Source organism: Chryseolinea lacunae, from assembly GCF_016735595.1.
Classification (GTDB): Bacteria; Bacteroidota; Bacteroidia; order Cytophagales; family Cyclobacteriaceae; genus Chryseolinea; species Chryseolinea lacunae.
Window position 1 is genome coordinate 22,748 of record NZ_JAERRB010000003.1, and the last position, 16,421, is coordinate 39,168.

At 43.0% G+C, this 16,421-nt stretch carries 12 protein-coding genes and 2 pseudogenes; 5 read left to right on the forward strand and 9 right to left on the reverse strand.

The window, feature by feature from the left end:
* Positions 1-32 precede the first annotated feature (32 nt).
* The 3 genes from JI741_RS09220 to JI741_RS09230 form a co-directional block, all read right to left on the reverse strand.
* Complete coding sequence (locus JI741_RS09220; protein WP_202008783.1) at positions 33-827, reverse strand: hypothetical protein; 795 nt, start codon at positions 825-827, stop codon at positions 33-35.
* 1,373 nt (positions 828-2,200) lie between these two features.
* Positions 2,201-2,599, reverse strand: coding sequence for a response regulator (locus tag JI741_RS09225; protein WP_202008784.1), 399 nt, complete (start codon positions 2,597-2,599; stop codon positions 2,201-2,203).
* Complete coding sequence (locus JI741_RS09230) at positions 2,596-4,617, reverse strand: PAS domain S-box protein (RefSeq protein WP_202008785.1); 2,022 nt, start codon at positions 4,615-4,617, stop codon at positions 2,596-2,598. The genes JI741_RS09225 and JI741_RS09230 overlap by 4 nt, the downstream gene beginning before the upstream one ends.
* 185 nt (positions 4,618-4,802) lie before the next feature.
* Here JI741_RS09230 and JI741_RS09235 point away from each other — a divergent pair, with 185 nt between their 5' ends.
* Complete coding sequence (locus JI741_RS09235; RefSeq protein ID WP_202008786.1) at positions 4,803-5,501, forward strand: PAS domain S-box protein; 699 nt, start codon at positions 4,803-4,805, stop codon at positions 5,499-5,501.
* 829 nt (positions 5,502-6,330) lie between these two features.
* Here JI741_RS09235 and JI741_RS09240 read toward each other — a convergent pair.
* On the reverse strand, positions 6,331-6,813 hold the full coding sequence (locus JI741_RS09240) for a hypothetical protein (RefSeq protein ID WP_202008787.1): 483 nt from the start codon (positions 6,811-6,813) through the stop codon (positions 6,331-6,333).
* A gap of 258 nt (positions 6,814-7,071) precedes the next feature.
* Between JI741_RS09240 and JI741_RS09245 the strand changes: the two genes are divergently transcribed.
* Together JI741_RS09245 and JI741_RS09250 are read left to right on the forward strand one after the other, a co-directional pair.
* The gene (locus tag JI741_RS09245) at positions 7,072-8,517 is read left to right on the forward strand and encodes a TlpA family protein disulfide reductase (RefSeq protein WP_202008788.1); all 1,446 of its coding nucleotides are present in this window, start codon (positions 7,072-7,074) and stop codon (positions 8,515-8,517) included.
* 122 nt (positions 8,518-8,639) lie between these two features.
* Positions 8,640-9,671, forward strand: a pseudogene (locus JI741_RS09250) (IS481 family transposase).
* A 435-nt stretch (positions 9,672-10,106) separates the two neighbouring features.
* Here the strand turns inward: JI741_RS09250 and JI741_RS09255 are convergent.
* From JI741_RS09255 to JI741_RS09270, 4 genes and pseudogenes are all read right to left on the reverse strand, one after another.
* Entirely contained in the window at positions 10,107-10,502 is a 396-nt protein-coding gene (locus JI741_RS09255) for a hypothetical protein (RefSeq protein WP_202008789.1), read from the reverse strand.
* Between the two features lie 32 nt (positions 10,503-10,534).
* Positions 10,535-11,692: an RHS repeat domain-containing protein gene (locus JI741_RS09260; RefSeq protein ID WP_236676018.1), complete on the reverse strand. Its 1,158-nt coding sequence runs from the start codon at positions 11,690-11,692 to the stop codon at positions 10,535-10,537.
* 402 nt (positions 11,693-12,094) lie between these two features.
* A pseudogene (locus tag JI741_RS09265) lies at positions 12,095-12,519 on the reverse strand (Ig-like domain-containing protein); the annotation flags it as partial.
* 152 nt (positions 12,520-12,671) lie between these two features.
* Entirely contained in the window at positions 12,672-13,163 is a 492-nt protein-coding gene (locus JI741_RS09270) for a hypothetical protein (RefSeq protein WP_202008792.1), read from the reverse strand.
* Between the two features lie 503 nt (positions 13,164-13,666).
* Between JI741_RS09270 and JI741_RS09275 the strand changes: the two genes are divergently transcribed.
* Complete coding sequence (locus JI741_RS09275; RefSeq protein WP_202008793.1) at positions 13,667-14,506, forward strand: alpha/beta fold hydrolase; 840 nt, start codon at positions 13,667-13,669, stop codon at positions 14,504-14,506.
* 18 nt (positions 14,507-14,524) lie between these two features.
* On the opposite strand, the gene JI741_RS09280 is transcribed toward JI741_RS09275, so the two are convergent.
* Positions 14,525-15,076 carry a hypothetical protein gene (locus JI741_RS09280; protein WP_202008794.1) on the reverse strand — a complete coding sequence of 184 codons (552 nt, stop codon included), beginning with the start codon at positions 15,074-15,076 and terminating at the stop codon, positions 14,525-14,527.
* A gap of 208 nt (positions 15,077-15,284) precedes the next feature.
* On the opposite strand from JI741_RS09280, the gene JI741_RS09285 reads away from it, so the two are divergent.
* Positions 15,285-16,421, forward strand: coding sequence for a flavin-containing monooxygenase (locus JI741_RS09285; protein ID WP_202008795.1), 1,137 nt, complete (start codon positions 15,285-15,287; stop codon positions 16,419-16,421).

Here is a 16,421-nt window from a genome sequence, read left to right on the forward strand (position 1 = left end):
CGCCAGCTTCGCCTTATCAGGCGCCAACCGGATTAATAATACGAAAACTGATACGTCCCCAGGTTCTGCTGGCTGTTGCCATGCACCTCGTCAATAGTAGCCTGAACAATGCTCACTTTGGTGGGATAACTCAGCACATCATAGGTGTACGTAAACGTAGACGTGATCGTCACAAAGCTGTTGGCCGTATCGGTGCCCTTAAATACTATAGACGTGGGATTGTTCTGATCTCTGCAGATCGTCTCGTAAAATTCTTCATCCGGATACGAGGTAAGTGACAAGTAATACAGGATACCACCTTGAATGTTGAACGGGTTGTTACGATTGTCAAAAACGTTGGTAAGATTATACCCGGCCTGTTCCTTCCACGTCACCACTTTCGTGATGTTGCTGCCTGTGTACGTGTACGAATTTTTGTTTCCGTACGGCTCCGGATACACAAGAATGCCATAGTCGGTGCCGTTGCGTGTCAGTACCTGCCCAGACGCATTGTTCGTATAATCAATGTCGGCAGTCTTGTCCACCACCAGGAAATTCTCATCGGGATAGAACGCCAGGTGCTTGTTGATGATGCCCGATGCGCTGTATGTGAAGAAGCCTTTCTCCACTGACACCGGTGCTTCCATGGCATATGTCTTTGCCTCATAGGACGAAGGCAGGCAGTCGCCACCATAATAAACCTTGAGGCGCGTAACAGTACTGTCACCGCGCGACGCCGCGTCGGCATAGCTCACTTTGACAATACTGTCGATCAGATTGTTCTGGTAAAAGAATCTGAACCGCTCTTTTACAATAAGGGCCGCGTCGGTGTGAGTGATTTGTTTCACCTTTCGCTGGCGTGCGAATGCGGCATCGCATCTCTTGCAAGGAGTGTTGTCTTCGCACCCGGAAAATATAATGGAAGATAACGCCAGGCAGATTATCAAGCTGCCTGAGTGGAGAGGGTTTTTGAAGGCCTTTTTCATTTTTCTACATATTAAATGAATTTATTTTTAATGTATCTTAAGATAACAAGACCCATTCAAAGTAAAAATCCCGGATTGACCTTTTTCCAGTGAGTCAGATTTTACCCAGGTGTCCAAATAGGAACTTCATCGATGTGCGGTTCGCCACCGAAGCCAGTGTACCATCTGCTTTCGAATCTTATTTTTCCGAATAAAGAGAAGTTTTCAATTCTGTTAATAATGACAACAACATTTGAGATGATTTCAGACGATAGAAAAATTCTCTCGAAAGGCAGAGGCGCTTCGTAAACTTTTCTTTCACTTCAGAGAGTAGTTCCGACGTGATCAAATTGACGCATAGAACATTTCCTTTGGATCAGTCGAAAAATAAAAGACCCTCCTTCCAAATAGCCATATTGCTGTATGCACCTTAGTCGAATGTCTTTCCATTCTTCTGACAATAGCTTGAACTAATCTATCAAGTTTTCGCTCCACATCGCCTTTAGGTGACGAAATGGTCCAAGTGACATAACTACTCAATCCCCCGTTCATTATTTCGCAAGATGTCGATGTAAGGAAAATAACTGCAATTAATATCCACGTCCTCATGAGATGTTCATGGTCAAGTAAAACAAAATAAATAACACAATTTTACTGGCTGCGCATTGCATTAGCGACCAAGTCACAACTAACTACCTGGATCTGCGAGTACAATGAGCAGCGGACACACACCGGGAAGTATTGCTACGGAAGGACGCCTTGGGAAACCTTTACCGCCACAAAGGAAATCGCCCTTGCTAAAATGGCTGACCAAAGTTATCAATCAGCATGAATACACTTTTTCATTTTCTCGTGGGCCGTAAACAGCCGCAAGCGGAAAAGAAGTCAAGGGTGGCTTTGGACGTGCGAAGGGTTTTGCGCGGCCACTCGCGAAGCCCTTGACTTATTTGGAGCGGTGGCTACCTTTGCCTAGAAGGAAGGAATGCCTAGCTCAATTGTCAGATCAAGTACTAGCTATCACACATAAACCGGTGTTGTTCAAGCTTCAAATGGTTTAGAGGTTTCTATTTCCCGATACAAAATGTGCTCACTACAGAATGTCAACACGTTAGGTGGCGCGCGGAACGACCACTTTGACAAAATCCTCATCCCTGAATCTTCAATTTCAATCACAAATTCTGCTCTGTTAAAAGAACTGACAAGTTTTTATTTCTATGAAATTATTGTACAGATTGAGGATGCCCACATTATCGGATTTAGGCTGCCTCGCAAATGGCTTTTAGTCCAGCAGGCTCAAAGGGTTTAGTGATAAATCCAGAAACCCATTTGTGGGCAAAGGCTCGATCCTTGTCGGCCTGTGCTACAGAGGAGGTAACAATGTATAACTTTAAGCCATTCAAACGCTGCGACCATTTTTGTTCCACAATTTCAAGAAAACTCCATCCATCCATAATTGGCATTTGTAAATCCAGAAAAATAACATCCGGTAAAAGGTCTGGCATATGCACTGCCTTCATTAACTGTTCTAATGCTTCCCATCCATTTTTAAAATAGGAAATAGACGACACACTTTCCATTTTACCTAAAATTCTCGCCATGAGAAAACGTTGAATGTCATCGTCATCTACTACCCATACTTTTTTTTGATGGATCATACGTGTGCCAATTGAAGTTCATGTGATTTTATATTTTTATCCAACAATCCAAGCGCAAGTAATTGATCATAAAAAAGCTTTTCGCCCAAAACATCGTTTTCGATGACATACCGAACACCAATATATTTTATGGGTTTACGCTCATCATCCAACACTGGTGATATAATGGCATCTACCCAATAATGACTTCCATCTTTTTTTCTGTTCTTCACGATGCCGCGGAAGACCTTTCCTGCCTTAATCGTTTCCCACATCAGCTTAAAGACTTCTTTAGGCATATGTTCATGGCGCACAACTTTATGAGGTTTGCCAATTAATTCTTCGCGACTGTACTGAGATACTTCACAAAATTTATCGTTCACATATAAAATATTACCGTACAAATCTGATTCGGACATAATGGTGCTGGTGTTTAGCGCAGCTACTCGTGCGTCTAGTTCGCGGTTTAGTTTTGCGGTCTCTAACATCTGCCTCTGAATTTCCTCCTGCGTTGCCTGAAGCTCTTCCATGTTTTGCTTGAGCTCTTCTTCCTGAGCGCGTAATTCTTCAATGTATTGCAACTGATTGTTTTCTGCCTTGATTCGCTCGCTGATATCTCGCAATATACCCGTGAAGATTTTCTTACCGCCAATATTGGCCACGTTGACAGCCAATTCAATGGGTAATGAACTTCCTGATTTTCGAACAGCTACCATTTTACAGGTTTGTCCAATGCAGTTTGTGATGGCAATTTCAAAATTATTGACCCTGAATTGATCATGGATATCTTGCTGCGATTGTTTAACAATGGCATTTATATTTTTTCCGATGATTTCATTTTCAGCGTAACCAAACAATTCAATACCGGCACGATTGATCGAGTCGATTTGGCCATCCTCGTTTAGCGTTATGATGGTATCTACAGCCGATTCCAGGATTGCATTAAGTTTGGTATTGTGTATCATTGCCTCCCGTGATTTCCGCTCCACTGCTTCCTGAGTAGCATTAATTTCTTCCAGGTTTTGCCGCAATTCTTCTTCCTGTGCGCGCAATTGTTCTGCTTGCTCACGACTATCGGCCAGTAGTTTTTTTGTTACCTCATTTACTTTTATTCCACTGATTGCCGAGCCTAGAATTTCTCCCACCCTTGACAAGAAATCCATTTCGTGTTTTTTCCAAACTTCAAACGTTGCTACCTCGATAATGCCTTCAATCGTATCGTGATTTTTCAGTGGCACGAGTATAACACACCGGGGAGTGGCTTCTCCCAAGCCGGATGTAATGCTCACATAGTTTTTGGGAACGTCTGTCAGGTAGATAGTATCTCCTTCGATATACGCCTGGCCCACCAAACCTTCACCCGGTGTGATGGTTCGTTCAATAAATTTCCTTCTTCCATAGGCATAACAACCTCTTAATTCGAGGACAATATTTTTTGGATCTTCATCATCGACAATAAAAATTCCGCCTTGGTTAGCACCCATATACTTGACCAGTTCACTGATGAATTGATTTAATACATCATCGATTAGTTTGTTTTGTTGACGAACAATTTCCGAAAAGCGAGCCAGGCCAGTAGCAACCCAGGTCCGTTGCCGTTCTTCTTCGGCTACATGCTGCATTTGTCTTTTCATATGCAACAGCTCGCCCGACAGGTTGTTTTGATTCAGTTCATTTAGCTCAAGTGTCATTCCTGCGTAATCTGTGTCAAATTTTCCTTCGCCAATATCTTTTATGAATCTGGTGGCTTTCTTTAATTCGGACTCAAGATCTTCTAATGCGGTTTCTGTTCTATTTTTTCCGCGATTGAATAAAAAGGAAGAAACAAGATCCTCAACGGTTTGGAATGCCTGAAGTAATTGTTTTTCGTTCTTTATTTTTTGATGAAGGCACAAGGCTACCATACTGACAACAACAATAGCAGAAGAGCTCATTAACCAAGGCGAATTAAAGTTGCCCAATGACTCCGTTGCAAGCAAACACAATACGATAACGGATAGTAGTATTGGTGGTAATGTTTTTTTGATGTGAGTTTTCATAAGGATTTTGTTTTCAACAAAAATGCAGCGACTGGCTGAATAGGAAGTATGACTAAAGTCAGTTTTAGGAAAAATCAGGAAAAGCCTGATAGTAAGGAAGGGGTTCCCTTAGTAAATAAATCCGGCACGACCTGATTGCCTGATCTTAGCCGACGGCTAGTTTTGTGTAGCAAAAAAATAACAAAATGTTGAACGAACATGAAAATCTGGAACATGCGTTATCGGCATCTTCTATTTTATCGCGAACTAATTCAAAGGGGATAATTACAAGCGTTAATGCAAACTTTGTTAAAATAAGTGGCTATTCCGAAACGGAATTAATCGGCAGCAGCCACAATATCGTGAACTCAAACTACCATCCGAAGCAGTTCTGGGTAGACATGTGGAAGACCATTAGTATGGGAATTAGTTGGAGAGGTGAGGTTCGCAACAGGGCGAAGAATGGAAGTTTCTATTGGGTTGATACCTTTATATATCCTTTTATTTCCAAATCAGGAAAGCCTTTGGAATATTTTTCCGTGAGAAATGATATTACAGAAAAGAAAGGATACGAGTCAGATATACTTCAGCAAAATAAATTGCTTGCTGAAATTACATGGAAGCAATCTCATGAAATGAGAAGACCCGTTGCCAGTATCTTGGGTTTGTTGCAACTCATACAGAGTGAATCAAGTTTGTGTAAAAATCAAAAAGAAATTATAGACCGATTAAAATCTTCTGTTGATGAACTGGACCTACAGATAAAATCAATCGTTCGGCAAGCGGAAAAGGGAGAGTTAAAATCGATGAAGAATTATTTCGTAGCGTGTCCTCTATGGAGCAGATCTCATGATCTGTACTCCAAGAATGACGGTGTACTTCTTCAGCAGCGACAGCAGGCGTAGCAAAGCACAAATTGAATTTCTCCTGACCGGAATGAAGGTTAAGGTTTACAAGACGAAGGGACGTCTTGATCGCGTGTCATTTCACATGAAAACTTCATGACGATGGGGGCTGATTCAAACCCCGGAAAGGATTTCCGCCACGCCTCGAAGTGGAAGCCATGAACGCCTATATGCCACCGCTTGCTCGCCTGAACTTTCCCGACCAGGGCCAACGCGAATGGGTGGGGTGTGTTTGTGGGCGCGAAAAAAGAATATCGCTTCATCAAGAATATGAAGGGCATGGCAATCATTATGTTGCGCACGTTTGATAAGCAGCACAAGAGTCCCTATGGCGATGTGCTGAATGTGCAGTTTGGATTTGAGTTTCCTATAAAGAAGAAAGTGAAGAATAATGTTTAGTGCCTGTACAAGCAGTTCAGCGACTGAACATGTCTAAAAAATTTGCTACCTTTATTCCTATTACGAGTTGAACTAACAGTGAAAGGTGGAAATTCGGTGCACCAAGATTTTTGGCGCCTTCGAACAAATTGAAATACAAGAGGTTTGATGAAGCCAAAAACTCCCTCCTCCTCTGCAACAACAAAAACTGAAAAGCCCCGACCAGGTCGGGGTTTTTCGTTTTGTGCCCGCCCCGAATGAAGCGCCTCGCTTCCATGAGGAGCGGGCACAAAACGAAAAATGAGCGCAGCGAACTTTTCAATTTTGTTGTTGACACGCCCCCAAAGGGATCATGTCCTACATAATCCCCCACGAACTAAAATCGACATTCAATAAGACCAGCGTTTTGACAATTCCCGACAAAACACTTCCCGGGCGACAAGTCACATCGCTACTTCCCTGCCAGGCAATTTATAACTCTAACACCATGTATCGCAATCGGCAATACATTGTATTTAAACGCAATGCTGTCGCCTCTGATTGATTTACCAAATTTAAAAATTGACGACTCTGCAATTCTACTCTCATTGATTTCGTACTCGAGTTCGACGGGCGCAATTTTCAATGAAGACATATACGACGGATATCCTGGACCGACGTTGTCAACTAACATGGTGTCAAGGGCATCTGTAACGATCGAAATGTTTTCAAAATGAGGGTTAAACTGTATCGCTTCATTGAAATTGGCTTTGGCAAAATTTCCATTACAATTCCTTTCATCAAATGATTTTGTCGGCACGAAGTACCAATGATCTGGATCCGTAAACAGAATAAATCCTTTCTCCAGTTTGTGCCCAATATTCCTTTTCGACGAACAACTAGTCAATGCTTCAGAAATGACTGCCAACAAAACAATACAGAAAATTCTTTTCATTATTTCTCGCTGTTATCTTCAATCAACGTTTAGATGGAACCAAAATAAAGTCAACGAATTTACATCGACAAATTGCTTATAAACACAACTCTTGAGAATTTACTCAACAGAATTGATCCATTGTCTTATTACTAAGTATGCTTTGCATTCCGAAACGTACAATTTTTTATGACCGCAGAAATGTTTCTTTACTATTGAGAAATCAGCCATTTACAGCGGCTCTCGGTAGCTAATCATACTATAAAAAATAGGAGCCAGATGCATTTAAGAACAATTTTCGTGGTAGTTAGCCTGGCAGTAGCAGCATTGAATGCCTCTGGCCAAAGCTTCGATCTGGACGGAACAACCATGATAAAACTCACCATCAGTCACCCTACCGGAGTTGTCCCAATTTCCTTTTTCACCTGTCATACTTTTCCCGTATTTGATTGTGCCGAAGTCAGGGACACGATTTCTATGGACCAAAAATCCGTAAGCGTAAACGTGCCGGTTCGTAGTTTACAAGAAGGTGATCTTACAGTGGGCGATAAACGCCTTCATCTTTTAATGATTCCAGGTGACACTATAGTCATCAAGTTGACCAATTCGACACGAGACGCTATGGTAGACTATGTGGGAAAAACAAAAGATGTGCAGCTCTACTATCTTTACAAGGCCCGCCAATTCCCAGTTTCTGTTGCGCAACAAATGATGAATGCAAGCGCCAGCACAACGACCCTGGTCGATTTCAAAGCAAAGGCCGATATTTTATATCTTCAGGAGGAGAAATTTTGGAAGTCGGCAAATGATAATACAATAACGATTGAAGGCAAGACCGTGCAGACGAAACAAAGTTTGCCCTCCTGGTTCATCAGATATGAAAATGACGCGATGCGATACAACAATGCCATGAATCGTGTGTATGCCATCGGATATCAGGAATTTATTATGAAAAAGAAGATGGATATCCCAGAAGGATATTTCGATTTCCTTAAATCAATTTCGTTGAGCAACGAGTTAGCTGTGCACGACGGCGCTTATGAAATGTTCCTGCTTCAATATTTTGGCTTTAAGTCTGCTCGTGGCAAGGGCAACTATGGTCATCATAAGGAATTTCAATTGGCCGACGAAGCATTGAGTGAAAGGGTGGCCGGCTTTTATAAGTTATCGTCCATCAGCACATCGTTGGGAGACTCGCCATCTAATGTCATTCAGGACCTGGACAGCATAAAACTCCTAGCAACCTTTCAACACCTGGCAGACTACTTACGCAAAACAGCTGAGGCGAAGGTGTTGGCGTTGAGTGCACACGACAATGCTCCGGACTTCTTCTTAGAAGATGAGATTGACTCTCTTGTATCATTAAGCCAGTATAAAGGCGAAGTTGTTTATCTATCGTTTTGGTTCGCCGGCTGCAAACCTTGCGTTGAAGAATTTCCTTTTGAGAACGACTTAGTGAAAAAATTCGAAGGGAAGCCCGTAAAGATCATTAGCATTTGCACGTACACCAACAAGGCAAAATGGCTAGAGATGATCAAAACCCACAAATTGAGAATGGTGAATCTTTTTGCAAACAAAGCCTGGGGAAACAAAATTAAACAGAGCTACAAGATTGGTTCATATCCACACTACGTCCTGATTGGCAGGAATGGCCACGTCATTCAGAATTTTGCCAAACGTCCAAGAGAGATTTCAAATGAAATCCAAAAAGCCCTGGATCAATAAGGCTACTGGCGCTTTATTTGTAGTAGTTCCGACTTAATCTGACCGTTGGGTTAACTTAGAAGTGCAAACTATCTAAAGTCAAACCCTTTAAACTGTCAGAAAATGAGAACAGAATCTAAGTAATCAAAACGAAATTAGGTCTTATAAATCTGGCTGAACATTTAGGTAATGTCAGCCAGGCATGTCGAATGATGGGTTATTCCCGCGACAGCTTTTACAGAACCAAAGAACTCTATGATACGGGTGGAGAACTGGCTTTGAAGGAAGTCAGTCGAAGAAAGGCTATTCCCGAAAATCGAGTCGAACCAGAAATCGAAGACGCGGTTGTTCAGATCGCTATCGAGCAACCGGCGCTGGGGCAAGTACGTGTTGCTAACGAGCTTAGAAAGCGAGGTGTATTCATTTCTCCGTGCGGAGTTCGTTGTGTATGGCAGCGTCATGATATGGAGACATTTGCCAAGCGTTTAGCTGCACTGGAGGGTAAGGTTGCTCAGGAAGGACTTATCCTCACAGAAGCTCAAATGATTGCCATGGAACGCAAGCGAGAGAAACGCGAAGCCTTCGGGGAGATCGAGACAGAGCATCCAGGTTAACTTAGGCGCTCAGGATACTTATTATGTTGGCAACATTAAAGGCGTTGGCCGAATCTATCAGCAGACCTTCATTGACACTTACACCAAGGTGGCATTTGCCAAGCTCTATGATCGTAAGAATGCTATCACTACAACGGACATGCTCAACGACAAGGTGATGCCATTCTTCGAGGAGCAACAAATTCCTTTATTGCGCATGCTCACAGATCGAGGTACGAAGTATTGTGGCAAGGCCGAGCATCACGAGTATGAACCCTATCTGAGAATCGAAAACGTAGAGCATTCCAAAACAAAAGTTAAGAGTCCGCAAAAGCAATGGAATCTGTGAACGTTTCCACAGGACCATCCAAGATGAATTCTATGCCTTTGCTTTCAGAAGGAAGCTTTACAATTCGTTAGAATCGCTCCAGACAGATCTTGATCAATGGATCAGCGAGTACAATGAGCAACGGACACACACCGGGAAAGTATTGCTATGGAAGAACGCCTTGGGAAACCTTTATCGCCACAAAGGAAATCGTTCTTGCCAAAATGGTTGATCAAAGTTATCAATCAGCATAAGTACACTTTTTTATTTCTTCCTCGTAGGCCGTAAACAGCCGCAAGCGGAAAATAAGTCAAGGGTGGCGTTGGGCGCGCGAAGGATTTTGCGCGGCCACTCGCGAAGCCCTTGACTTATTTGGAGCGGTGGCTACCTTTGTCTAGGAGGAAGGAATGCCTACCTCAACTGTCAGGTCAAGTACTAGCTATTAAAGTTAATTGGCCAAGAATTCTCGCCGCTCACATTTGAACGCTACACCACTTCCAACTAAGATGCAACGCAGACCACCAAAACCCATTCTTGGTGAAAAACAATGCCACACTTGTTCCAATTTTCGATTTTTTAGCAATTCATTTATAACATGATACATGGCTAAGCTATTAGCTTACTTCAAGCCTTTCAATTTGTTTTAGTAGTCACCTTGTTTTCCGTAAGCTCAATCACCTTTGCAGCTTTTATTGTGCCTTTTTTAAAGGCAGTTTTTCAGACCAATAGGTATCGAGATTTATTCTCGGACTTGGTTCGAAGTTTCGCGAAATTATCAGATATTTTTTTGGCTGGTAGTCTGGATTAAATGTTCCGACTTCCTCGTAGCGCAGACCAAAACGCGACCTTCTGTATATTAAGAATTCAACTGTATAACCATCCTTTATCCACGTCGTATCCCTTGGCACTTTGAAAACATGATGCGCAGCCTTATTTGCTTTAAACGCCAACAACAATTTCCCATGCCAATACACTCTGTATCGCTCACCACTCATGTTTCCTTTGAAAATGACAGTCGCCGAATCCAATTGCGCGAAGCAGGGCAAGGAGACAAAAAGCGCAACAGTAATAATTGTCAGCTTCATATATATATATATATATGGTTTAACGTTCAAATCTATCTACCTCTATAAAAATTCCACCTATCAGAAAAAAGCGGCCTCCCCTGATTACGATCCATGAGACCTCCTTTTCCATACCTGTCACCTAAATTACCGTTATGACCCAGTTCATGAGAAGCGACTCGTCCTCCACTTGGATTATCCTCTCCGCCGTATTTGTTTAAATCAACTGGTTTGCCTCGTTCGGAAAGAGGCTTAAACTGGTCAGCATCGGCATCATTCCGATCCATTATTTCACCTAGGTAACTATAACTAAAATCAACATTTATTTTATTGCTACCTTTTTGTGCCTCACCTTCTTGACCAAGTTTGTCACTATCTGAGTTAATCACCATCAAAAATTCCGACGGCTTTACGGCCCTTTCGTCATCAACTACAGTAATTTCCCCGGTGAATTCGACTTTCGTTGAAACAACACGTCCTTTTTTATCAGTTTCAGTTTTGTTCCATGTGTCTTTCATTTCCCTGGCCATCGTTTCCCCAGCTTCTTTTACTTCAGCTTTCGTACCCATCCTTCCCTGATTGTCTCCAGAAGATTTATCAACAATTTTTGCGTTATGAATTGTTACTGTCGTTTCGATTCTAACGGCCCTTCTAAAAGAAATTTGATTTAATTGTCGACCATTTTTATCAAACCTTTTCCTGTCAACATATACCCCATCCGCTGGCACCATTCCATCCGGATCTGAGAATCGCATCGGATTATCAAACGCGTAGCAGTAAGGACTGTACCTGCGCATTATATCCGCCGCAGGATCTATTGACATAAAACGGCCTACCGACGGATTATATTGTCTAGTTTGAAAATCGTAGATATCCAGTTCCAAATCACCTCGTTTTTCTTTACCTCCAAAGAGGTAGTTATTTTCAAGTGTATTGCTTTGCTGATATGAATTTGCCGTCAAACCGAAGGGATAAAAATCCGATGAACTTACCACATTCGATTTTAAATGCTCCACTTTAAAATCGTCAAAAAACACATCAACCGGTGTATCATTTTCATTGCTAAGATAAATATAAGCATAGCCTGGTTCCTTCACCACGATCTGATCTGTTCCGTCAAACGCCAATCTTTCGTGCGGTACATCTGCTCCAGTCTCTTTTGCAATTGTTGAAATTTGGCGTGAGCCAAATCCATTTGGAATTGGGACCATGTCCTTATCGAAAAGAATATAGTTCAAGTAGGCTTTCGGTGGCGCGCTCACCTGCTCGGCATGGTTGGTCGGTATAAACGGATATGTGCCACCACCAATGCTCCCCACATTTCCGCCGTCAATTAACGCTCCTGTAGGAGCCGTGCCCAAAGCCAAATTGCTTACTAAAGCTGCCAGTGCCGGCGTCCAGTTATTGCTATTCGAGTCTATGTATTTAACCCATACCTCGACATTGACTACATCGCCGGGACTAACACTGAGTGAACGTGCCAAACCATAGCGTTCGTTGGGGGTGCCCGCCAGACGTGTGGAATAGGACGTTAAACTGGCGTTTACACTCACCACGGATTGGGCACTGAAATTCCCATCGATGCTCGTGGCCGTTATTGTTACGGCTCCTGTGGTTAGCGCCGTCACCAATCCTTTGCTGTCGACTGTGGCCACTTTGCATCGCTTGTTGTCCACTTAACATTTTGCTCAGAGGCTGTGGTGGGTGTGATGGACTTTGAAAGTTGACCAGTCTGTCCAGCAACAAGCGACAATCGCGAAGGCGAAATGATCAAGCTAGTCGCAGCAACCCAACCTGTTGTTACGTCTTTCACAGTAACTTTGTCAATCCAAACATCGATGTTTACTCCTTTTGCCAAATAAAAAGATAGTACAGAATTTATTTCATCTCGTACGGCGGCATTGGAACTCACAAATTGAAACGGTCCAAAGGTTTGGACGGTGGTTGTCAAACTCACTGTGCTTGTCCAGAAGTCCGTGTTCGACGTTGTGCCGTTGACTGCTGCTGTGAGTGTTCTTGCTGATTGGGCTTTTGCCATGAAACTGATTTCGTAGGTTTTTCCCGTTTCGATTCGGAATGGCAAGGCACTTGACGCTTCAATGTAGTGTTGCCGTTGGATGAGACAAATTGAATTTTTCAGTCTTGTAAAATGAGTTTGACCTTTCCGCGGTGAAAAGGTAAGGGCGATAGCTAACCTCGTGGCGGAGGCGAGAGCACAGAATGATTGCGCTGGAGTAGCGAATACTCTTTTTCAACAAATGAAAGCAAGATACACCAACCTGCGTCGGCCGATACAGACGTCGATTCTACAGAAGAGCAGTTCTTAAATAGTTTTGCGAATAAATCTAAGGTATGCTGCGCGCTTGCTGGTAAGTTATTGGTGAGGTTGGCATACTCGTGAAGTACATTGACCAGTTTCTTCTTTTTATGATCTTTGATGCACACCATAAACAGTGTGTCATTTTCGAGGCGCTGCTTTACAAGATGATAGTATTCGCCCCGGTGTTCAAATTCACCGTCCACCCTTTCGTAATCTTTTTGTTGTAAAGGATAGGGAAGCGAGATAGGCACCGAGATAACCACGAGGTCGTTTGACGAATAGTTGTCTGCATCCAAGCGAACCAGAATGTCTTTCTTCGCCCGTGATTTGGCCACCCAATAAACCAGGTAGTAACCGCCCATGTTAAACAGGAAGATCGAAAGGAAGAATATGGCAAATGCCTTTTTCAGAGGTTCAGGGTTTCTTGGATATAACTAGTTACGAATAATCTACGGAGACGACAAAAAACATCAGGCCGTTTGTTGTCTCTATTGAAATAATTTGAAAATTAAGCCACCAAAATCGTCAAATCCTAAATAGTCTTTCAGATTTGGGCCCGATGATCAACCGCACCCGAAATCTGGCGGTCAGGCGTCTGCAAAACTATGGGCCAATACAAACCGAAATGTGATTGTCTGTCATCTCAGAATTTCCTGGCCATGGAATATCGCAATAGCTACAAAATATTTTTTACTCTTCTACAGCGCAATCCATCGTTGATATACAAGGTCATTAAGATGAAGGCCATCTACCGCATAGTGAGCGTCCAAGTCAAACGAAACCTCCCCTACCGAAGGTTAAGGTATTTAGTTCACGCCGCAGAACTTCAAATACAAATCCCCGTTACACTGAATTTAATCTACCCATGAAAGCAACCCCACAAATCAATTCCATTCCCATTCCGTACAGGGGAAAAACATTCCAAATCGAATACTTCCACCGCACCGGAAACAAAGAGACCGTTCTATTTATACATGGCTTGGGTGGAGCGAAAGAGAATTACTGGGAAGCGTGCAAAGCAGATATATTAAAAGATCATACCCTCATTTGTTTCGACAACCCCGGCACGGGAAACTCAACCTATTTCGACGACCTTCTTTTAAACATTGACGATCTTGTCGAGATAACAAGCCTATTCATCGATGCGCTCGAGATCAATAATTTCATTCTGGTTGGCACAAGCATGGGAGGTTTAACCACCTTGCTTTATCTGCAACGGGGAGGAAGTTCAAAGGCAAAAGCCTACATTAACATAGAGGGGAACCTAATGCCCGAAGACTGCATGTTTTCAAGCCAGGTAGTGAGTCATGACTATGAAAGCTTCCACAACATTGTTTATCCCAGGACAATCGTCGACATGAAGAAAAAAGGCAACACGGGCTACCACATCATTGCCAACAACCTTCAGCTCAACACGAACATACTGTCCTATTACAACTACAGCTTTCAAACCGTTAGCTATTCGGCCAGCGGCGATCTGCTACGGCAATACATAAACCTGGACATGCCCCGGCTATTTATCTACGGTTCGGAAAACAGGAACCTGTCTTATCTACCTGAGCTTCAAGAAAAGGGAATGGCCACGAAGGAAATTTCAGACAGCAATCACTTTGTGTTTTATGATAACCCAAAAGAAATGTACGACGTGATTGGTGAATTTATTCATGCATTGGAGCGTACACTCACCACCAATTCCACACCATAAGTCTTCTGAGATAAAGCTCTATATCAAAAATTTACACAAGGGCTGAAATATTGTCCCTACGCCTTTCTTCAAATTAGCTTCAAACTCTTCCAGATATTTAGCTGATTTTTTGGGGTCGGTTTCAAAGTACAGTCTGTACAACTCAAATTTTGCATCATTAACTAATTCTTTCGCAAACGCCTTTCCTCTCGAATATTCTTGTCTCGCGATCGCATTTACTCCAAGTTTAATAATCCTTTTAAAGCAATATATGGCAATATCAGTTTGACTACTTAACTTTCTTATCTTCCCCATAGTGTATAGTGTCTCTGCATTGTCATCTTCAATACTAAAGGCTCTAATAATATATTTCTCGGCCATTCTCCATTTTCGAAGATTTATTTCCTTGCGCATTTTATTGCTGCCATCTTCAAATAGACTTTCATCCAGATAAGTCTGAGCAATGCATTGAAGCAGATAAAAATTATTCCCATAATCCAACTGCATTATGCGTGCCCTTGCTTTAACCGAATCAAATGCGACTAGCGCTCGATACTTAGCCATCATTAAATCAAACCTGTCCTTTTCCACACTAAACCTTTTTGATTCTTCCTTCTTTTTTTCTGCTTTTGCCTACTTCGCTTTTCTTTGGGCATGCACGCGAAATTTACCAACAATTCCACTTCCGCCCACCTCCATCCCAAATTTCACCCCACCCATACAGCTTTCACCCCAAAATCACCATCCACGCCCAAAACCGAACTTCATCCCGTATTTTAGATCTTCACACATCTGAACTATGCTAAAAGAAACACAAGTCCTCATCATCGGCGCAAGCATCTCCGGGATGGCAAGTGCGGCCTCGCTCAAAAAAAGAGGAATAGCCTATAACATCATCGAGAAGCAACAACACACCGCCCCAACATGGAAGAATCACTATGATCGGTTGCATCTGCACACCAGCAAAAAACTGTCCGGGCTACCCTATAAGTCTTTCGACAAATCGGTTCCACTGTATCCGTCCAGGCAACAGGTTGTCGACTACTTAGCCGACTATCAAAAGGAGTTTGATATCAATCCCGATTTCAACACCGAGGCGCTATCGGTCAAAAAGCACGATCACCATTGGCTCACCGAAACATCGGGCCACACCTACAAATCAAAATATGTTATCGTGGCCACAGGTCCGTTTGGAAAGCCCAAGCCCGTCCAATTCAAAGGAATGGAAACCTTCCCCGGAAAAATCCTACACAGCTATGGCTACAAAACCGGCAAGGACTTTAAAGGCCAGAAAGTATTGGTAGTGGGGTTTGGCAATTCGGCCTGCGAAATTGCCATAGACCTATTCGAACAAGGCGCAACGCCATCCATGTCCGTCCGGTCGGCCGTGAATGTGGTGCCGCGCGACATCTTTGGCATTCCCATTCTGCAACTGGCGTTGCTCATGAACTTCATCCCCGCGAAGCTGGCCGACAAAATGAATGCACCTTTAATCAGGCTATTGGTGGGCGACATCACGGGGCTGGGTCTCAAAAAACTTCCCTATGGTCCGCTTGAGCAAATTGAAAAACACGGATCCGTGCCATTGCTCGACATCGGCACCATTGCACACATCCGAAAGGGCCACATCGCCATACGCAGCAACATCGACCACATCCAGCACAACACCGTTCACTTTCAAGACGGCAGCCACGACAACTTTGATGCTATCGTCGCCGGCATTGGCTACTATAGAGACTATGCAGAAATCATCGAAGTGGATCACACCCGGTTCCTCGATCTGAACGTGAGCGTCGACAAACAAAAACACTTTGGCAAAGACGGCCTATACTTTTGCGGGTTCTGGATTTCTCCCACAGGCCAGATACGTGAGATCGCGCGCGACGCACAAAAAATAGCGCGAGACATCAGTCAGAAAATCACATCCAATCCCTGA